16 protein-coding genes and 1 pseudogene are annotated in these 20801 nt (G+C 42.4%); 12 read left to right on the forward strand and 5 right to left on the reverse strand.

Translation table 11 applies throughout. The features are described 5' to 3' along the window. Positions 1–199: 199 nt before the first annotated feature. Positions 200–1534 (forward strand): alpha/beta fold hydrolase, encoded by a 1335-nt coding sequence (locus tag AC07E5_RS02740; protein WP_004974874.1) that lies wholly within the window; start codon positions 200–202, stop codon positions 1532–1534. A gap of 59 nt (positions 1535–1593) precedes the next feature. Here AC07E5_RS02740 and AC07E5_RS02745 read toward each other — a convergent pair whose 3' ends face one another. Beyond that, the gene (locus tag AC07E5_RS02745; protein ID WP_004974878.1) at positions 1594–2484 is read right to left on the reverse strand and encodes a class I SAM-dependent methyltransferase; all 891 of its coding nucleotides are present in this window, start codon (positions 2482–2484) and stop codon (positions 1594–1596) included. Positions 2485–3010: 526 nt separating this feature from the next. Then, positions 3011–4114 carry a beta-N-acetylhexosaminidase gene (nagZ, locus tag AC07E5_RS02750; protein ID WP_180037420.1) on the reverse strand — a complete coding sequence of 368 codons (1104 nt, stop codon included), beginning with the start codon at positions 4112–4114 and terminating at the stop codon, positions 3011–3013. A 194-nt stretch (positions 4115–4308) separates the two neighbouring features. Here nagZ and AC07E5_RS02755 point away from each other — a divergent pair, with 194 nt between their 5' ends. The 8 genes and pseudogenes from AC07E5_RS02755 (at position 4309) to AC07E5_RS02790 (ending at position 14584) form a co-directional block, all read left to right on the forward strand. Beyond that, positions 4309–6513, forward strand: coding sequence for a carboxy terminal-processing peptidase (locus tag AC07E5_RS02755; RefSeq protein ID WP_253131855.1), 2205 nt, complete (start codon positions 4309–4311; stop codon positions 6511–6513). A 322-nt stretch (positions 6514–6835) separates the two neighbouring features. Further along, complete coding sequence (locus AC07E5_RS02760; RefSeq protein WP_253131854.1) at positions 6836–8902, forward strand: putative bifunctional diguanylate cyclase/phosphodiesterase; 2067 nt, start codon at positions 6836–6838, stop codon at positions 8900–8902. A gap of 3 nt (positions 8903–8905) precedes the next feature. Next, positions 8906–9142, forward strand: a pseudogene (locus AC07E5_RS02765) (Fic family protein); the annotation flags it as partial. A 136-nt stretch (positions 9143–9278) separates the two neighbouring features. Beyond that, the gene (locus tag AC07E5_RS02770) at positions 9279–10871 is read left to right on the forward strand and encodes a peptide chain release factor 3 (protein WP_004974887.1); all 1593 of its coding nucleotides are present in this window, start codon (positions 9279–9281) and stop codon (positions 10869–10871) included. A 163-nt stretch (positions 10872–11034) separates the two neighbouring features. Beyond that, positions 11035–11850, forward strand: a complete 816-nt coding sequence (locus AC07E5_RS02775) for a hypothetical protein (RefSeq protein WP_004974888.1) — start codon at positions 11035–11037, stop codon at positions 11848–11850. Positions 11851–11899: 49 nt separating this feature from the next. Further along, on the forward strand, positions 11900–12916 hold the full coding sequence (locus AC07E5_RS02780; protein ID WP_096901396.1) for an RsiV family protein: 1017 nt from the start codon (positions 11900–11902) through the stop codon (positions 12914–12916). Position 12917: 1 nt separating this feature from the next. Continuing rightward, a complete protein-coding gene (locus tag AC07E5_RS02785) occupies positions 12918–13742 on the forward strand; it encodes a TatD family hydrolase (RefSeq protein ID WP_253115692.1) in 825 nt (274 codons plus the stop codon). Between the two features lie 68 nt (positions 13743–13810). Continuing rightward, the gene (locus AC07E5_RS02790) at positions 13811–14584 is read left to right on the forward strand and encodes a tRNA threonylcarbamoyladenosine dehydratase (protein ID WP_253115694.1); all 774 of its coding nucleotides are present in this window, start codon (positions 13811–13813) and stop codon (positions 14582–14584) included. A 64-nt stretch (positions 14585–14648) separates the two neighbouring features. Here AC07E5_RS02790 and dusA read toward each other — a convergent pair whose 3' ends face one another. Beyond that, positions 14649–15671: a tRNA dihydrouridine(20/20a) synthase DusA gene (gene dusA, locus AC07E5_RS02795; RefSeq protein WP_180168954.1), complete on the reverse strand. Its 1023-nt coding sequence runs from the start codon at positions 15669–15671 to the stop codon at positions 14649–14651. A gap of 67 nt (positions 15672–15738) precedes the next feature. On the opposite strand from dusA, the gene AC07E5_RS02800 reads away from it, so the two are divergent. Both AC07E5_RS02800 and AC07E5_RS02805 read left to right on the forward strand, forming a co-directional pair. Next, complete coding sequence (locus AC07E5_RS02800; RefSeq protein ID WP_498624564.1) at positions 15739–15864, forward strand: hypothetical protein; 126 nt, start codon at positions 15739–15741, stop codon at positions 15862–15864. Positions 15865–15901: 37 nt separating this feature from the next. Beyond that, positions 15902–16546 carry a hypothetical protein gene (locus tag AC07E5_RS02805; RefSeq protein WP_004974903.1) on the forward strand — a complete coding sequence of 215 codons (645 nt, stop codon included), beginning with the start codon at positions 15902–15904 and terminating at the stop codon, positions 16544–16546. 28 nt (positions 16547–16574) lie between these two features. Here AC07E5_RS02805 and AC07E5_RS02810 read toward each other — a convergent pair whose 3' ends face one another. Beyond that, positions 16575–17765 (reverse strand): MFS transporter, encoded by a 1191-nt coding sequence (locus AC07E5_RS02810; protein ID WP_253131853.1) that lies wholly within the window; start codon positions 17763–17765, stop codon positions 16575–16577. 94 nt (positions 17766–17859) lie between these two features. Continuing rightward, positions 17860–18783: a DMT family transporter gene (locus AC07E5_RS02815; RefSeq protein ID WP_253131852.1), complete on the reverse strand. Its 924-nt coding sequence runs from the start codon at positions 18781–18783 to the stop codon at positions 17860–17862. A gap of 881 nt (positions 18784–19664) precedes the next feature. On the opposite strand from AC07E5_RS02815, the gene AC07E5_RS02820 reads away from it, so the two are divergent. Then, the gene (locus tag AC07E5_RS02820; RefSeq protein ID WP_004974923.1) at positions 19665–20792 is read left to right on the forward strand and encodes a Re/Si-specific NAD(P)(+) transhydrogenase subunit alpha; all 1128 of its coding nucleotides are present in this window, start codon (positions 19665–19667) and stop codon (positions 20790–20792) included. The last annotated feature ends 9 nt before the right edge of the window (positions 20793–20801 follow it).

The following is a 20801-nucleotide window of genomic DNA, read 5'->3' on the forward strand; positions in this document are numbered from 1 at the left end:
TGCTTTATGATTTAAAAGTAGATGAGCGGTCATAGAAAATGTTGCGTATAAAATCAGCACCTGTATAGAATGATGCGATAACGACATTGATGTCATTCACAACAATAAGCAGGATGCCACTTTAATTCAGATAAGTGGGTAATCGTTCAATGACGAACACTTGCACAATAAAAATAAAATGCGCATGGAGGTAAGGAATATGAATTCCATGATCCAGATGGACACGGATGTACAGGACGCAAGTTCGCATGTCTGTTTTTTTGATATTTACGATAAACACAGCTTTAAACAACCCGCTCGTACCACTTGGATCAACGGCTGGAAAGTGGAATACATGGCAATTGCTCAGCCAGAAACCGCACATTTAACTCCAATTGTGATTATTGGTGGTGCATTCCAAAACTTTAATTCATATAAATATTGTGTCGAGCAGCTTTTTCGTGCAGGGCCAATCATTTTAATTGATATGCCATCTATGGGCGCCAATCAGCAAATGACCAATGTGGAAACAGGTGAGTCGGCAGGAACGCTAGAACTGCATGATTTAGGTCAGATGTTGGGTGATTGGCTGGATATTGTCGGCTTAGATAAAGTATCCGTCATGGGCATGTCATTGGGTTCGGTGGTGGCATCGTGTCTAGCAGATCAGCGTCCTGAATTGATTGATCGCATGATTTTAATGGGGGTTATGCAAAAGACCCGTAAAAGTTGGCGCATGTTGCTTGAAGAATCACTGCATTTAATGAAAGAGCAGCGCATGGATGAATTTGGTCAGGCGGTGATTTTATACTTGGTCAATCATGCCAAAATGGAACAAACTCGCATGTCACCGACTGCAAAGCGTTTGTTTTACCGACAAATGGCCGACTTTACCGCTACAGAGCAAGATCGCTACGATGTGAACTGCAACCGTTTATTGCGGTTAACCAATGTGCCTATTCCGCAATGTAAGGTTTTGGTGGCGTGTGGGCAATATGACAGTTTTACCTTGCCGCATGAAAATGCCAATTTTGCCTTACAGTGCCCGAACATGGAGTTTGCCATGATTGCCAATGCAGATCATGTGCCGCAATTACAGCGCCGTAAAGAAACCATGAATTTATTTGCGACCTTTTTAAGCGATGAATCTATTCAGGACTTAGATGGCATTATTCCAATGACACGTGCGCAACTATTGACGATGGAACGCCGTGGAGAAGCGCGTATTCGGGTGCAAAATCCGCAAAGTCATTTGCAGTATCGTCATTCTGATTTGAAAATTGCCACGCACATTGTCGATTTAAACTTCTTTGGTGTATTGCTTGATTTTGAAAATGCTGCGTTGGCGGCACAAGCAGCACAGTTTGAACGAGATATGGCCTTAGAATTACAGGATGAGGAAGGCAGTTTTAGCATTGAATGTTTAATTTTTGAAAGCCAAGGGCAGCAACTACGCGCATTATTTAAGCATGGTAGTTTTGAGGTGGCAGAGCGTTTGTTGCGTTATGTGGAACGTCAAAAAGCGGCTGCACAAAATTTGGAATATGCCCGTTAGTAGATAAAATCAGTGCTTGGTTTAAAATTATCCAAAGAAAATAGAATCAAAATAGCGTGTTAAACCACGCTATTTTTTTTGTAGGCATGAACCATCCAGACTAAATCGCCTAAATGTTCTGCGGTTGTTTTTTCTAAAGAGCTGTTGGAAAAATACAGTTGTGGTTGTTGTAGCTGCACTTGCTCAAAACCTGCATTTTGAAAAAACTGAGTTAATTCCTGCGGAGATTGAAAGTGAAAGGTGAAAGCACTGCGTGACATAAATTTCAATAATCGGCTGCAGTTCCAAATAAAATTGGCGAGCTTGTTTTTGACGGGTTCAGGGTAAATATCGGTTAAATAATGCAGTTCTGGAAAGTCTTGGGTGTAGTTACACATGCCATTTAACAGCTGTTGTAGCATGTCTTTGCTGAAGTAGTTAATTAAACCTTCACTAATAATTACTAAGGGCTGCGAGTGATCAAAATATTCAAAGGCCTGTTGAAAGGATTCACTAAAAATATCGGCGGTGAGAACTTCAGGTGCGTCGTGGTCAATTTGTCGTAACGCTTGAGTTTTAATTTGCGCCATATCAGGCAAATCCAGTTCACGGTAATTCAGTTCAGGATATTTTTGTCGAAAGTTCCAGCTGCGTGGTGACAGCCCAGATGCAATTTCGAGCACTTGTAATTGCGGATGTTGCTGAATCAGTGCGGTTAAGTGTGCATCAATCATTTGGTGACGTTGTTTGAGGGTGCTGCGCATACTGCCGCCCACATGACGTTCTGCCCAGTTTTCTAAAGGATGTACCAATTTGGCTAAAAACTTGCCTTTTCGGGTCGCAAATACAGGATGTGAAATCCCCCTTTGATACCAGATATATCCCGTATAATGTGCGGTAAAAGAAATATGCCGATGTTTGGACAATGCAGTCGTGTCTGAGCGAGTTGGCTTGGCATCCGAGTTGTGCATTTCAGTCCTTTTTTCTGTCGTGATTTTGCTGTTCAGCAATGTTTTTGTCATTTTCGTATAGACCTTAATTGTTTGTATGGTGGTCGTTGTCTTTTTAGGCATGCTTTGACACTCAAGCTGCGGTGTCAGGCATATACTCAAAATAGAATAAGTTTATCATAATCAAAAAGGAACAAGCTGTCGTGTTCCTTTGTCGTATAAATGCTGTGAAAAAGTGAAGGCGTATAGGGTCTGTTGACATTTCATAAATGGCTTGCGCTGTAGGCTAAAACTGAGCAGATCAGGCATAAAACGCAGGGAATAGTGGACCTATTTTCAAGTTCCATAACGCAATCTGAGAAAGTTTTAGCCACAGCCTTTCAGGACGAGCATATTTTTTGCTGCTATTGCGTTATGTGCCAGTCATTTAGAATGACTAAATTTCCTGTCCCATGCCTTATATCAGCTAAAAAATCTTGCGAGATATATCTCTCACGTCGCAAACATAGACGAATTGTCAACAGACCCTAGTTAGTTTGTGGTGATCTCAAGTCGCAGCGTTTTTAGTGGTACTTGAATAATTGGTCGGGTCGTGACTAGTTTGTGCTGCCAGTAGCGTGGCACTTTGTTCTTTAAATACCAAGATACGATCACGGACGCTTCGCCATTCATCACCCAAGTCTAAAACTTCAGCAATGCTAAACTCTGCACTAAGCTCAGGGATTTTACCGCGCATGCGTTCTAAACGTGCCTGATTCGGCAAGGGTAAATCGGCAATCGCATTTAAAGCCAATCGTTGTGCAGCACGGTTGTTGCAGACCAATCCCATGTCACAGCCTGCAAGCAAAGCGGCATGAATACGTGCATCGGCATCGCCTGCTACACAAGCCGCCTGCATGCTTAAATCATCCGAAAAGAGTACACCATCATAGCCCAAGTCTTTGCGAAGCACTTGCTGTAACCAAAACTCAGAAAAACCTGCAGGGTTCGGATCGACCTGATCATAAATGACATGCGCAGGCATGAGCGCATCCAGTTGATTTTGCAGTTGGATAAAGGTTTGCATATCCTGTTGCTGAATTTCGGCAAAAGAACGTGAATCTATCGCGGCAGCAACGTGAGAGTCTGCTTTAACCGATCCATGCCCAGGAAAATGCTTGCCTGTGGTTGCCATTCCTGCACGATGCATTCCACGTAAAAAAGCATCTGCCAAAGCAATAATATCGGCAGGACGCGCAGCAAAAGCACGATCTCCAATGACATCACTGATGTCATTTAAATCTAAAACGGGTGCAAAACTAAAATCAATGCCTACGGCTAATACTTCGGTGGCCATCAACCAGCCACATTCTTCGGCTAAATCTAAGGCACGTTCAGGTTCGTTTTGGTATAACTCGCCAAATCTACCCATGGCAGGTAATAGGGTAAAACCTTGTTTTAAGCGTTGTACGCGTCCGCCTTCTTGATCGACTGCAATTAAAATATCAGGGCGCACCTGACGCATGTGGTCGGTCAAGGCGCGTACTTGCGCAGGAGATTGGATATTTCGGGCAAATAAAATGACTCCACCGACTTGCGGAGCGCTTAATAGTTCAATATCTTCTTGAGTAAGTTCTGTGCCAGCGATGTCGAGCATCAATGCGCCAATCATATTGGGTGTCCGTATTCGATTTTTATCAATAAAAAAACAATACCTGAATTCTGCAATGATTTGCTACATTTTGACAGCACAGATTATGATAAAACTACACGACAGACCTAAATTAAGTTGTATAAGATTTTGAATCTGCTCAATTCATTGTGAAAAGCAGAGATTGGTCAAAAACCAAGGACGTAAATATTTTTATGAAACTTCAAACCATCGCTTGTGCGGTTGCAATAGCAACTGGCGGTTTTTTCTTTTCTCACGCCATTAACGAGGCAATTGCAGCCAATAATACCGCTGTCGTTGCTAACAGTATTGTGCCGACGCAGGAACAAGCTTTGGTTTCGCGTCAATTGGCGACCTTGGTCGATCGTCAGCATTATTTAAATCAGCGTTTAGATGCTGCGACGTCGCAGCGCATTTTTGATTTTTATATCGACAGTTTAGACCCAGACCATACTTTGTTTTTGGCTAAAGAAGTTGAACAATACCGCAAACAATATGCCGCAACTTTTGGTGCTTCATTAAAAGCAGGCAATTTGGCTGGACCGTATCAAATTCATGCACAGTATCGTGAACGCTTAAAACAGTTTTATCATTTCATGTTGGCAGAGCTGAAAAAACCACAAAATTTAAAACAGCCAAATGTTACGATTGAGACAGATCGTGAAAAAGCACCATTCTTTAATACTGAAGCAGAAATGCGTACACATTGGCAAAAAATGCTGGTGTCGCAGCTCATTAACCTGACCATTAGCAAAGAAGAAGAATTGGCAAAACAAAAAGCCATTAAAGATAACCCTGAATTGACCAATGGTCAGGATTTGGCAAGTCCAGAAGATTTGACACCAGTTCAGACTTTAACCAAGCGTTATACCCGCCAGTTAGAGCGAATGGATCGTTTAAAGAGCGATGACGTGCTGGATAAAACTTTGAATGCGATGATGCTGACTTATGATCCGCACAGCAATTATTTCCCACCTGTCGATGCGATGGAGCTGAACCGTCAAACGACTTTGCAGCTTGAAGGAATTGGGGTGTCGATTCGTCCTGAACGGGGCAATGAAGACTACACCAAAATTGAAACCATTGTTGAAGGTGGTCCTGCCAGTAAAACTGGGCAGGTGAAATCGGGTGACCGCATTATTGGTGTAGCGCAAGATGGCGAAAAAATGGTGGATGTTGTGGGTTGGCCGAGCAATGAAATTGTGGGGCTGATTCGCGGTAAACGTGGCACCAAAGTCACTGTGCGTTTGTTGGGTGCGGGTGCGGCGATGAATCAGGCGCGTAATGTGACCATTGTGCGTGATGTGATTCAGGAAGAAGATGCGGGAGTTCGCTCACGAACGATTGACATCAAACGTGATGGTCAAACTTATACCTATGGTGTGATTGAAATTCCATCGTTTTATTTGAATTACCGTGCGCGTCGTGCAGGTAATGAATATCGCTCGGTGTCGGAAGATACCAACAATGCTCTGAAAAGTTTGGTGGCCAAAAATGTCGCAGGGATTATTGTCGATTTACGTAACAACCCTGGCGGCTCATTGGAAGAAGTGGCACGTATGCTTGGGCAAGTAATCAAATCAGGCCCTGTAGTGCAAATTCGTGATGGCAATGGCAACGTGAGCGTATTTGAAGATGACGATGGCGGTGCACAGACTTATGCAGGCCCATTGGCAGTGATGATTAACCTTGCTTCTGCTTCGGCCAGTGAAATTTACTCTGCTGCAATTCAGGACTATCAGCGCGGGATTGTGATTGGTAGCACCACCACAGGTAAAGGTACAGCGCAGGTACAACTCGACACCTTAGCCTATGGGCAGGCGACCTTAACTCAACGTAAGTTCTACCGTATTACAGGTGGAAGTACCCAAAACAAAGGTGTGATTCCTGACATTAAACTGGTGGATATTTACAATGAGGAGTTTGGTGAACGCAAAGCGAAAAATGCCTTGAAGTGGGATACCATTCCAACTGCGCCATTTAAGCGTGAAGGTTCAGTACAGCCGTACATCACCAAGCTAGGGCAATTGTCACAGCAACGTGTCACGCTTGATCCGCAATTTCAATATTTGGAACAACGTAAGCAAATTGCCAAACAAACTGAAGATCGCAAAAGCATTGTGTTAGATATTGAACAACGCAGAGCAGAGTTGTTAGCTTTGGAGCAACAAACGCTGACTGCGGAAAACAAACGCCGTCAGGAAACAGGTTTGAAACCATTTGCTAATTGGGAAAGCTATCAGGCATCTATTGATGCTTTGGCAGAAGCGCGTGCCAAAATGAAGGCGGCACAACGTCCTGCCTTGCCTGAGGAAGAAGCTTTTGTGATTGAAGCAGCACAGGTTTTGCAAGACTATGCCATGTTGCAAAAAGGTGTTTCTGAGCCGAATCAACCTTAAAACAATGTTAGAATCTTAATCAAATAGAACCAGCAGCTAAAAGTTGCTGGTTTTTTCAGGCTAAAGCGAAAAGTAAAGTGACAAGATGCATATAGCTTTGAGTCAGACAGCTATTTTCAGCAGTTTTAAATTGCCATTATTTCATGATGACATATTATATATTTGACTATTGACCAAAGCGGAATAGTATTAGATTCTAAAGTCAATGCGGTCTTTGCTAGATCAATCCGTCGTTCAGGTTGCTTTTTAGTTATTATTTATAAGAGAGTGTGAGATTGAGTAACCGAAAAACAATAAAATATGACAGAGATGGACACATCTAATGATGCATGTACATTATGATCTGAGCTTGGTAATTGGCTCGGTAGCAATCTCAGTATTGGCCTGCTATTTTGCAGTGTCTGTTGAGCAAATGCTCTTTCAAAATGTACAACAACAACTAAAAAAAATTGCATTAATCATGAGTGGTTTGCTGCTGGGTGCGGCAGTGTGGAGTATGCATTTTGTGGGCATGTTGGCATGCCAGTTACCTGCACCGTATCAATTTGATCTTAGCTTTACGACCCTATCTTTTGTTATTGCATTTATCGCCTCTACGTTTGCGGTTTGGCTGACCACGCAATCGACCTTGCCTGTGGCGCGTTTGATCCTGAGCGGCATTTTAATGGGGTTGGGTATTTCAGGCATGCACTATACGGGCATGATGGGAATTCAGGTAGAAGGCTACCGTAGTTATTATGATCCTACCATTGTTTTGCTGTCTGTATTAGTGGCCATTGGCGGTGCAATACTTACCTTTTGGTTTATGTTTCATTCCAAGTGCAGAATGGGGCGTCAGGCACAATATAAAATTTTCATTGCGGTGCTCATGAGTCTGAGCATTGTTGCCATGCACTATATAGGCATGGAAGCACTGCATTTTTACTCTACAGCAGATTTGCCTCAATCAGGGCACTTCCAGATCGGGCAAGGGCCAGCTCTGTTGGTGGTTATTTTAGTGACCAGTCTGATTTTTGCTGCTGCGGTGGGCGTATCTCTGCTGGAGCTGCGCTTAGAAAAAAAAAGCAGACAATTGTCTTTAGCCAACCGTGAATTGGCCAATCAGGCAGTCAAAGATAACCTGACCAAATTGCCCAACCGTTTATATTTAGCTGAATATGCACAATTGCTTTTTTCTGAGCATCGGCAAAAAAACACTAAAATTGCATTTTTGTATATCGACTTAGACCGCTTTAAAGCGGTGAATGACGTATTTGGGCATCATGTTGGCGATCAATTGCTGATTCAGTTGTCTAAACGTGTGCAATCCCACTTGGGCGAAAATACCCAGTTATTAAGAATTGGTGGCGATGAATTTCTTTTGGTGATTGAACATACCGACATTGCAGAAGCCACTGTCATTTCTGAAAAAATATTAGAACTGATTCAGCAAAGTTTCTTAATTGCAGGCAAGGTCATTAATATTTCAGGCAGTATTGGCATTGCGATGTATCCAGAGCATGGCACCAATTTGCAAGATATTTTAATGAATGCTGATGCGGCGATGCTGACCTCTAAATATCAGGGGCGTAACACCAGTTCAATATTTAATTATGATCTGGAGTTACTTGAGGCTAAAAGCCAAAGTAAGTTGATTAATGATTTATATAAAGCAGTTGAACAACAACAATTTGCGTTGTTCTATCAGCCAAAGTTTAAAGCCGCTGACCATAAAATTTGTGGCGTAGAAGCTTTAATTCGTTGGTATCACCCCGTACATGGTTTACTTACCCCAAATATGTTTATTAAAGGGGCTGAAAAGACGGGGTTGATTATTCAAATTGGCTATTGGACGCTAGAAGAAGCCTTTAAACAAATTCAAATTTGGGAAAGATCGGGTGCACCGTTATTTCCTGTGGCTGTGAATTTATCGGCAGTGCAGTTTGAACATAAACACTTATTTTCGACGTTAGAAAACTTGTTTAAACGCTATGAGATTCAACCCCAACACTTGATGATTGAAGTGACTGAAAGTACAGCAATGCATCATATTGAATCGAGTATTCGTAGTTTTGAGCGTTTGCGTCAAATGGGGATTCAATTGGCGATTGATGATTTTGGTACAGGACATTCGAGTTTCTTGTATTTGAAAAAATTGCCAGTCGATGAGTTGAAAATTGACCGTGCTTTTATTTTAGATTTGTGTTTGGACAGCAAAGAAGAATTAATTTTAGAAAGTATTATTCAGTTAGCCATTAAACTGGGTTTAACTGTGACCGCTGAAGGGGTGGAAACGCCATTGCAAGCTGAGATTTTAACCCGTTTAGGCTGTCAGCAGTTGCAAGGTTATTTATTAGGCTTACCTATGGATGTTGAGCGTTTAGAAGAGTTGTTTAAACATTCGGCTTAAGCTAGCGATCATGCTACCGCTCAAGATAGCGTACAAGTGAGCGACCAAGTCCAGCGTTTAATTTCAGTGATGAAACAAGATGAATATAGTTTGGCTGAGTTGATGCAGTTGTTAGGTTTAACTCATAGCGCAACATTCCAAAAGAACGATATGAATCCTGCCATAGAAGTAGGTTTGATTGAACGTACGATTCCAGAAAAACCGAAAAGCCAAAAGCAAAAGTATAGATTGAAAAAATAACTATATTCTCAGTTGTGGGTAAATTAGAACATATCAACAATCAATAAAATTTGATTCAAATCTGCTACAATTACGCCAATTTTTCATATTGATCATTTTGATCTTATACACTGCGGTTCTGCAGTAGGTGTCTTGCATGAGTTTTAAAGATGAGTTAGCGGCGCAGGTCGCACAGCGACGTACTTTCGCGATTATTTCCCACCCCGATGCTGGTAAAACCACCATGACAGAAAAACTGCTGTTATGGGGACAAGCCATTCAAGTTGCAGGGATGGTAAAAAGCCGTAAGTCAGATCGTGGCGCAACATCTGACTGGATGGAAATGGAAAAAGAACGTGGTATTTCCATTACAACTTCGGTGATGCAATTCCCGTATAAAGACAAAATGATTAACCTGCTCGATACCCCAGGGCACGAAGATTTCTCTGAAGATACTTACCGCACTCTAACTGCGGTGGACTCTGCACTGATGGTGATTGATGGTGCGAAAGGTGTCGAAGACCGTACCATTAAATTAATGGATGTGTGTCGTATGCGTGACACACCCATCATTTCATTCGTCAACAAAATGGACCGCGAAATTCGTGAACCATTAGAGTTGTTGGATGAAATTGAAAATGTCCTCAAAATTAAGTGTGTGCCAATCACTTGGCCAATGGGTACAGGGCGTGATTTCGCAGGGGTGTTTAACCTCATCGAAGAAAAGTTTTATGTGTACAAATCAGGTTTTGGTTCAACCATTCCTGAAATTGAAGTACGTGATGGCTATAACCATGCAGACCTACGTGAAAAAGTAGGTGAATTGGCATGGGCGGCATTTGAAGAATCACTTGAATTGGTACAAATGGCGAATGAGCCTTTAGACCGTGAAGAGTTTTTAGCGGGTCGTCAAACACCAGTGCTATTTGGTACTGCTTTGGGTAACTTCGGTGTAGATCATGTATTGAATGCATTCAGTGAATATGCGCCACCGCCAAAAGCACATCCAACGCAAGACCGTATTGTAGAAGCCAATGAAGAAGGCTTTAGTGGTTTTGTTTTTAAAATTCAGGCCAATATGGATCCGAAGCACCGTGACCGTATTGCTTTCATGCGAATCTGTTCAGGCAAGTATGAAAAAGGCTTAAAAATGAAGCATGTGCGTATTGATAAAGATGTACGTATCAGCGATGCCTTGACCTTCTTGGCAGGTGACCGTCAGCACCTCGAAGAAGCTTGGCCGGGCGACATTATTGGTCTACATAACCACGGGACGATTCAAATTGGCGATACCTTCACTTCGGGTGAAAAGTTGCAATTTACAGGGATTCCGCACTTCGCACCTGAAATGTTCCGTCGTGTACGCTTGAAAGACCCATTGAAGTCCAAACAGCTGCAAAAAGGCCTTAAAGAGCTTTCAGAAGAAGGTGCAACGCAAGTCTTTATGCCACAAAACAGCAATGATTTAATCGTAGGTGCTGTTGGTGTGCTACAGTTTGAAGTCGTCGCCTATCGCCTGAAAGAAGAATACAAAGTCGATTGTATTTACGAGCCTGTCAGCATCAACACGGTACGCTGGGTGTCTTGTGCCGATGAGAAAAAGTTTAACGAATTTAAGAAAAAAGCCCACGATCAGTTGTCTGTCGATGGTGGTGGTCACTTAACTTATCTCGCGCCAAGCCGTGTGAATTTACAGTTAATGCAAGAGCGTTACCCTGACATTGAGTTTAGAAACACGCGCGAGCACTAAGCCGTTGCTAATGTTTGATCTGGCAGGTGCGATCAGCGTAGCGTAGATGAATGTTCAGCGTTGCTAAAAGTTTCAAAATTAAAACAGCTTCTTTAGGAAGCTGTTTTATTATGGGGGCGGTAAAAGATTAAAGATTATTTTTGATAAGTGAATTGGGGAAATCATGCAGCAAAAATCGGTTTATCTGGGTGCAATTTTGAGCGGGATGGTTTTGCTTAGCGCCTGTGACTCATCTAAACAAGATCAAAACTCAGATGAGCAAACGTCTATTTTTCAGAAAGATCAAGCAGATGTTTTGCCGTATTTGAATATCAAACAACAGGCGGCAGAAATTGCCTTACCTTTTTGTGAAAATAAAAACTGCATTGAATTAGAAGTACAAACTTTAAATACCCAAGATACATGGCTCAACAGTTGGATTGCAAAAAATCAGGCCATGGTGATTCAAGACCAAATTGGCTTAAAACAAAACATGAATTTGCAGCAAGCCGTAGATGCCTATGTGAAAAAATCCGATGCTTGGCAGGCACAATTAGATCAAAATAAAGCTTATGAATTGGCGATGTACACCCGTATGGCATATCAACGCAATCAATATGTTTTGTTGCAAGTCGGGGTAGATAGCAAACAGGAAGGCACGCAAGTCAAGGAACGCTATTATTTCTTTGTGGCAGATCGGAAGCAGCAAAAAGCCTTGTCTGTTTTAGATGTGATTGATGCCAAACAACAAACCCGTATGAATACTTTTGTACAGCAGGCCTATCAGGATTGGCTCAAAACACAAAGCAGTGACGTGCAAAAAGCAGCACCTGCCAAATTATACTGGGGGCAGGCAGATTGGTTTTTTGATGATCAGGGCTTAGGATTGCATTATCGCACCCATGAAATTGTCAAAGATGGCACGCAGTTAGATATTTACCTAAGCAAAGCACAAACACAACAAGTTTTAAAAGCAGACATCTATCCATCTATGTTTTAGTAGGTGAGTGCGGTGACAAGCAAAAATAGATGAAATCAAGGTTGGATCCATGTTGAAAAATAAAAGTATTTTGGCGATCAGTATTTTAATTACAACGCTAGGGATTACTGCATGTCAGCCAAAGAAAACCGAACCAGAAACAGTCGAGCCAGAGCAGACGCAGGCGGAACAACAAAGCTTAAAACTGGTCGGGGATACTGAAAAACTGAATTTGTCGTTGCCTAAATGTGAAGGGAATAACTGCCCTGAAATTTCAATTGAGCGTTTGAATAGTAATCAGGCCTTTATCGACCATTTTATTGATCAGAAAATTATTCAAGAATTGGCACAAATTTTAGAAATTGCACCACAGCAGGCGGCTTCTGAGGCTATAGCAGTTGAGAATGCAGCCAGTGAAAATACAGCAGCCAGTGCTGCAGATGCACCTGCCAGCAACCCCACTGCAGCAGCCATTGCACAAGTGGAAACTTTGGCGCAAAAATTAGAAAAACAAACTGTGCCTTATGTGCAAAGCTTTTTGGTACTTGATCAGGAACTGAAAGCTTTAAGCTCAAATCATAAAATCAGTTTGATGATTAAGCCTAAAATTTTGAATGCAGATCAGCCTTTGGCAACCGTGGTACTGAATAGCAGTAGTTATTTGGGCGGAGCGCATGGTGCATCGGCACAGCAATACTATAATTTTGATTTAGAACAGAAAAAATTAGTATTGTTAAATGACATTCTGTTAGAGAAGCAGCGTCCACAATTGGAGCGCAAAGCCTACGAAGCGTTTAAACAATGGGTCATCGCATCTGAACTTTCCACCAATGTGCAAGAATATGAACAAGCGTGGAAATTTAAGCTGTCGGAAAATTACTATTTAGGTCAACAGGGTTTAATTCTGCAATACGCAGAATATGAAATAGGCCCTTATGTCGTTGGTTTACCGCGTTTAACCATTCCGTATGCAGAACTGCAGGGGATTTTAAAAGCTGCGTATTTGCCTGTAACAGAAGCAGCCTCTGAAGCAACCGCAAAATCTGCCGAAGCCAGTGCAGTAAACACAACCAAAGCGAAATCTTAATATGAGCATTGCGCTGTTTGATACGCATACCCATTTTGATGTACCTGATTTTGACTCAGATCGGGAGCAATTGGCGTATGCGGCCAAGGCAGCAGGCGTAGAACATTTGGTACTGATTGGCTTTGTACAATCACGTTTTCAAGATTTAATCTCTACACAACAGTTTTTAAACCAACTTGAGCATGTGCCACAAAGTCATCTTGCACCAGGCTTGCATCCTTTTTATATCGAACAACATCAAGACCAACATTTACAAGATTTAGAACATTTTTTGCAACAACAGCATTGTGTCGCGGTGGGTGAAATTGGCTTAGACACTTTTTTGGTTGAACATAAACAGCCTGAAGCGTTTCAAAAGCAGCAAGATTTTTTTGCCGCGCAATTGGAAATCGCACGCCATCGACAAAAACCTGTACTGCTACATATTCGTAAGGCCCATGCCGAAACCTTAAAAATACTCAAACAACAACAATTTCAGTTTGGTGGCATTGCACATGCTTTTAGCGGTGGGGTGGAAGAAGCCAAAGCACTGATCAAATTGGGTTTTAAAATTGGTGTGACAGGGCAGATTACCAATCCCAATGTAAAAAAACTGCGCCGTGTTGTGCAGGAAATTGGTGCTGAACATTTGGTTTTGGAAACCGACTGTCCCGATATGACGCCTTTATGTTGTCAGACAGATACTCAATCACGAACCCGAAATACCCCTGCGAACCTGATTTATGTGCTTGAAGGTTTAGCGGATTGTTTAGATATTGCACCGCAAACTTTAGCCGCACAGATTTGGCAGAATAGCATTCAAATATTAGACTTGCCTAAACTTTAGATGAAACAACACGAAGTCTGCGAAACGCAGTAAAATGCCCACACTTTGAAATTAGATTTGATTGCAGCATGACAGACCTTCTTCAAGATGATGAATATGAACGCCGTTTTGCGGGTGTGGCCAAGATTTATGGCGACAGTGCTTTTCAGCATTATGCCCAAAGTCATGTCATGGTGATTGGAATTGGCGGTGTCGGCTCTTGGGCAGTTGAGGCGTTGGCACGTACAGGTATCGGCGAGCTGACATTGGTGGATATGGATGTGGTCGCAGCATCTAACATTAACCGTCAATTGCCTGCCATGAGCTCAACCTTGGGGCATGAAAAAATTAATGTCATGGCAGAGCGTTGTCGCGCCATTAATCCACGTATCAAAATTAATTTGGTCGATGATTACCTCAGTCCAGATAACGTCAAAGCGTTATTGGCGACTGCACCTGATTTGATTTTAGATTGCATTGATGACGTAAAAGCTAAACTAGCGTTGATGCTGCATTGTCGTTTTAACAAGATTCCACTGATTGTTTCGGGTGGTGCAGGTGGCAAACTTGATCCGTTGAAAATTCGAGTGGCAGATTTATCTAAAACCGAACAAGACCCAATGTTGGCCAAATTGCGCGCCCAATTACGCAGCAAAGGTATTTGTAAAAAGCCAAAAGAAAAGTTTGGGATTACCTGTGTGTATTCCATCGACAATCCATTTTCCAGTGCCGATGTTTGTCCAAGCGCAGGTTTGCGCTGTGGCGGCTATGGTTCGGCAGTGGTGGTCACGTCCAGTTTTGCGATGGTAGCTGTGGCAGAAGTATTGAAAAAGTTGGATGCCTTACAGGCTAAAAATATATAAATCAAAGCCATGCGAGGCATGGCTCATAAAAAAAATTCTTTGATTTTGTACATCGCGAATGACTTTATTCAGTAGGTCGTTGTAGCTGCTGCTCTTTTAAATAGTCTTCCGTACGCTGCATTGCCGCTTGAATGTTGACAAGAGCTTGTTCTACATCGGCAAATGTTTTGGCATTGCCGCCACTTAGTGCCTGACGCCATTTACGTGCACCAGGTAGGTTTTGGAATAAACCTAAAATATGGCGGGTAATGACAGAAAGTGGTGCACCTTGTTGTAGACGTTGTTCAATATACGGCAACATGCGCTGCATAATTTCAAAACGGTCAGGTAATTCTAGCCCCCATAATTGCCCAAGCTCTGCCAGTAAATAAGGGTTGTGATAGGCTTCACGACCAATCATCACCCCATCGACATGCTTGAGGTGTTGTTGGGTTTCGGCAAACGTTTTAATTCCACCATTAATTTCAATTAACAATTCGGGGCGGTCTTGTTTTAGGCGATACACATCCTCATAACGCAGAGGCGGAACTTCGCGGTTTTCTTTAGGCGATAAACCTTGTAATAAGGCAATTCGGGCATGCACGATAAAGTTATTGCAACCTGTTTGAGCCACAGTATCCACAAAATGCAGCATCTCTGCATAAGAGTGCATGTCATCAATCCCGATGCGATGTTTTACGGTCACAGGAATATCAACCGCTTGACGCATGGCGGCAATACACTCTGCAACCAAGTCTGGTTCTGCCATTAAACATGCGCCAATTTTATTGTTTTGTACTCGATCACTTGGGCAGCCAACGTTTAGGTTGATTTCATCATAGCCCCAGTCTTGTGCCATTTTACTGCAGGTCGCAAGGTCTTTCGGATTTGAACCGCCCAACTGCAAGACAATTGGATGTTCTTCTTTGCTGTAATCTAAATGGCGCTTGGCATCACCAAATAAAATTGCGCCTGTGGTTACCATTTCGGTATACAGAATGATATTGGGGTTAAATAAACGTGCAAAAAAACGGTAATCGCGGGTAGTCCAGTCCATCATCGGGGCAACCGAAATGCGAGGTTGTAAAGTTTGGATGGCACGTGTCATAACCCACCTGAATTGAAAACAAAAGCACAAGATCGCGCATTATACGGGGTTTAAGTGAAAATCGACAGTGTCCACAACCTACAGCCATTGGCATCAACTTTGCTTTGTTCGTCATGAACAAAGCAGCGCAACCGTAGGTGCTAAAGCGGAACTGCTCAGTATTTGTATGCGTAGCCGTTTTTTTGTATGTTGAAAAGATAACGGTAACGCAGCATAAGAGAGAGAATAAAATGTTGGTATTAGAAGAAATATATCGAACTAAGAAAAATGAATTTTCAACGGCATTTAATTTACGCATGCAGCGCAGTTTAAGTTGGTGGAAAAAAGCCATTGAGTTTCATGATGATGTCGATATGCAATTTATGACAGCATGGGTGGCGTTGAGTGCCTTGTATGCGCAAGGTCAGACGGCAGAGCATACACAACAGACCTTGCAGCAATTTGTGCAGCGTATGTATCAAAAAGATGTCGATCAGCGCATGGCGAGAATTATTTGGGAAAAATATCCACAAAGTTTAGAGGTGTTGCTGACCAACCCTTATTTGTATCAAAGTTTTTGGGATTGGCGTAATCAAAAAATGACTGAAGCTGAATGGCGTGCAGATTATGAAGCAGAGAAACAGCAGATTATGCAGGCATTGCACATCCATGATTCAGCTACAATTTTGGCATGTTTGTTTAAGCGCTTATTGACGTTACAGCAGCAACTTTTACAAGGTGGTGCAACTTATAACAGTGCAATCAACCGCAAACAACTCAGCCATGCCAATACTTTACTGTGTGCGTTGATGCCGTGTTTTATCCAAATCTTATTGGAAAATTTAGAAAATGTGGAGTTGAGTCAGCCATTTTATCCTGTGATGCAAATGTCTTAAGCGACTTGCTTGATTGTAATAGCAGCGTTTAAGGCATGGCGGTGTGTTGACGTTGATGTTGCCAGTCGAGCAGGGCAAAGCTCATTGCGGCGGCAACAAAACACAAACCAACTAGGCAACTCCACAACCATCCACCGTGTTGCCAAGCATAGATCCCCAAAGCAGAACCACAAGCACCGCCAGTAAAATAACTGGTCATATAAATTGAGTTAATCCGCGATTTGGCATCGGGGCGTAAGCGAAAAATCACGTTTTGGTTGCTGCTGTGTACGGTAGCAAGCCCAAGGTTAATTAAGCCAAAACCAAGAATATAGCTCCATAAGCTAAATTGTCCGTTGTATAGAAAGACCCAACTGATTGCCAATAGCGCCAAACCACCCCACGTCAGCGCTGTAACATAGCCACGATCTGCAATTTTCCCCACGTGTTTGGTCGAAAGAGCACCGAATACACCCACCATTGCCACAATGCCCACCATAAAGTCAGCTAAGCCAAAACTGGATTTGAGTAATACTGCAATGGTGGAAAACAATACGCTCATCGCTGCAAAAGCAAACGCACCGAGTAAGGCACGATAGACCAAACGACGTTCTTCTAAAATGAGTTTGCCCATAGACTGAAATACGGCCAAATAGCTGAGTTTGCTGGTTGAGATAAACGGCAAGCGCGCTTTGAGGACTGCGGCAATGCATAGCATCAGCACGCCACTAATCAGGTAAATCACTTTCCAGTGGAATAAATTGGACAGCAAACCTGCCAAACTGGTCGAAAGTAAAATACCGACCAATAAACCACTCATCAATAAACCGACCACTTCACCCATTTTTTCAGGTTTTACGGTCATGGTGGCAAAGGGAATTAAGACTTGTGCTGCAACTGAAAACAGCCCTGTGATAATCGTGCCAATCCATAGCATGCTTAAATTGCTGGAAAAGGCACATAAAAATAAGCCAATCGAGGCCAAAAACATCAATAAGGGAATGAATTTGGTTTTATTGACAATATCGCCCATGGGCACAATGAATAATAAACCCAGAGCATAAGACACTTGTGCAAAAGTCACCGTCAATGCCACTTGGGATTGCGGAATTTGGAAAGATTGATGAATCGAGTAAATCAGCGGTTGGCAATAATAATTCGCACCCGCGCATAGACCACAGGCAATCGCCATCAACCAGAGCAGGGTTTTATCTTGGCTGATGTCGGGTGCAGTGTTCATAATTATCCTAAGGTCAATGGTAAAACGGGGTTGCAGTAGCTCAAAGATTGAATCCAATATTCAACTTCATTAGTGGCAGGATGTCGCCTTTAACTTAATGAGAGAACTTGTTTTTGGACAAGGTGATCATCATCACGCCTACAATATTGAGCATGCAGCCGAACCATTGTATGCCATTTAGATGTTCACCTAAAAATGCTGTGGCCAATAGAATCGTCAAGATGGGGCCAATTGAAGCAATCATGGCCGATTGTGCCGCACCTAAACGGGAGATACTGTGCGCCATGAGTAAGGTGGGCAAGACTGTGACAAATATCCCTAAAGCTATGCCATAGCCCAGCACTTCTACAGGCAGTTGTTGCACCAGTCCGAGCGGATTAGGTGTGACCAAACTGTAATGCGTAAGCGTACCGATGCAGGCAATACTTAAAGCCAGACCTGTAAAATTCCAAGAGCCAAAATGCTGAATCAGGCTTTTGGTCAGCAATAAATAGCCTGCAAAACACACTGCACTGGCGAACACCAAACTACTGCCTAACCAAAAATACGTGTCATGCGGAGTATTGCTCTGTTCCTGTAACATCACAATCACTGTTCCGCCATAACTCAGGGCAATTGCAAACAGACTCAACCAGCTAAGTTTCTGCCGATACATCACACTCGAAGCCAGAACGGTGAGTGTTGGGTATAAAAACAGAATAATGCGTTCTAATGAAGCGCTAATGAACATCAGCCCTAAAAAATCCAGCCAGCTAGAAAAATAATAGCCCATCAGACCTGCAAATATTATTAGCAGCCAATTGCGTGTAGAGATGTTGCGGCTGTGGTAGCGATTGAGCCAACAAATCAGTAGGAAGAAAGGCAGGGCACTTGCCATGCGCAAAGCCATGAGTACGGTTGCATCGACCAACGGTGAAAGTGCATAAGCCTGTTTAATAAAAATGGCTTTGGTACTAAACAAAAAGGCTGCAAATAAGGCAAAGATGGAGCCCCATTGTGTGGCGTTAAGTCTGATCATGAAAAATGCTGTCGAGCAAGGTGGATGCAAGAGAAGTGACACATGCCGCGCACACAAATGCAAGTTGCATGATAGATAAAGGCAGATGCGACTGCATGGATCAAGCTGTGTGTGCTGTATTTGAGCAAGCATAGCCGATTTTATGCAGATGGTCTGCTTGAGATGGCATAAATTTTGTGAAAAGTAGAGTAAATGGGATTTGCACGATAATGGTGCAAATTAGTTGAAAATATTGCAAAACAGAGAAAATCCATCATCAGACAAAATGACGCACAAAAAAATGAAAAAAATAGCAGCACTTAACTTAGACCTGAGTTGAATAAATTCAAGCTTCTTTTAAAAGTTTTACTGTTTCAAATATTCGGTTTTACTCATAAGGCAAAGGTAGGTTTTTCTAAGGTTTTCAGATGCGCAAAACACTTCTAAATTGAACCATGTTGTGCGGTGTAAAAATTGTCAAAAAAGTCAATTTGGTGTTTAAGTTTTTGCTTTTAGCGCTTAAATGTATAGATATGCAATCTTTTAGCGCTAAGTCGGATTTTCCCAATTAAGTGAAATGCGTGTCAGAATGATCAATGCTTAATTCATTTAAATGTGGTCAACTGCAAGCTCAAAGCATCGCTTTTTTTCTTTTAGACACTTCAAATCGAAGTTTTGCTGAATAATTAGACTTATATTCAATAAGCAAAACTTATCAATTATATCTCGCAACAATATTTTTATGAATCATCAGTTCAAAATATGGGTATTTATTAAATAAATATTGGGTGGTAATTTAAAAATGTTGCATTAGAATCCAAAAATTCAACAAAACTTATCCTGAGGGGAAAGCATCGTTATCCACGATGTTGACTTAAGAAAAACTAGCTTGAGGAACGCTCATGCAGATCGGAATTCCAACCGAAACTGTTGTCGGTGAAAATCGTGTCGCTGCGACGCCAGAAACAGTAAAGAAGTTGATTAGCGCGGGTCATAGCGTAGTCATTGAACGTGGTGCAGGCGTAAAAGCCGCTTATATCGACAGCGCTTATGAACAAGTAGGCGCGACCATGACAGATGATGCTTATCGCGGTAGCCAAATGATTTTGAAAGTTCGTGCCCCAAAGGGTGAAGAAATTCAAAAACTTGCACCGAACAGCACTGTGGTGGCGATGTTTGATCCTTACCGCAATACTGAATTAGACCAATTTGCTGCGGCTCAGGTGTCTGCATTTGCTTTAGAGCTTTTGCCACGTACCTTGTCGCGTGCGCAAAATATGGACGTGTTGTCATCACAAGCCAACTTGGCAGGTTATAAATCTGTGTTGTTGGCTGCAGCAGAATATCAACGCATGTTCCCAATGTTAATGACGGCAGCGGGTACTGTAAAACCTGCGCGTGTTGTGATCATGGGTGTGGGTGTTGCTGGTTTGCAAGCCATTGCAACAGCGAAGCGTTTAGGTGCTGTAGTCGAAGCAACTGACTTGCGTCCAACGGCAAAAGATCAGGTGGAATCTTTGGGTGGTAAGTGGTTAGACGTACCAATGTCTGAAGAAGAACAACAAAAAGCTGCCGATGCTGCCAAAAATGGTTATGGCTGGATGCCTGGTGAACAATACATTAAAGACCAAGCAGTGATTGTCGATAAAGCCGTTTCTAATGCGGATATCGTGATTACCACTGCGTTATTGCCGGGTCGTGATGCACCGCGTTTAATCAAAGCGGAAACTGTGGCAAAAATGAAGCCGGGTTCTGTGATTTTAGATATGGCAGTCGAAACGGGCGGTAACGTCGAAGGTTCACAATGCGGTGAAACTGTAGTGACTGCCAATGGTGTGAAAATTTTGGGTATTCCAAACATTCCATCGACTGTATCGACAGAAGCATCTGCACTATATGCGCGTAATGTGTTGAATTTTGTTGAAACATTATTTGATAACGACAAGAACTTCGCATTGAATCCTGAAGAAGAAATTCAGAAAGCGTTGCTGGTCACTCATAACGGTCAAGTGCTGTTAAAGCGTGGTTAAGGAGAATTC

The sequence above is a fragment of the Acinetobacter seohaensis genome (assembly GCF_056431365.1).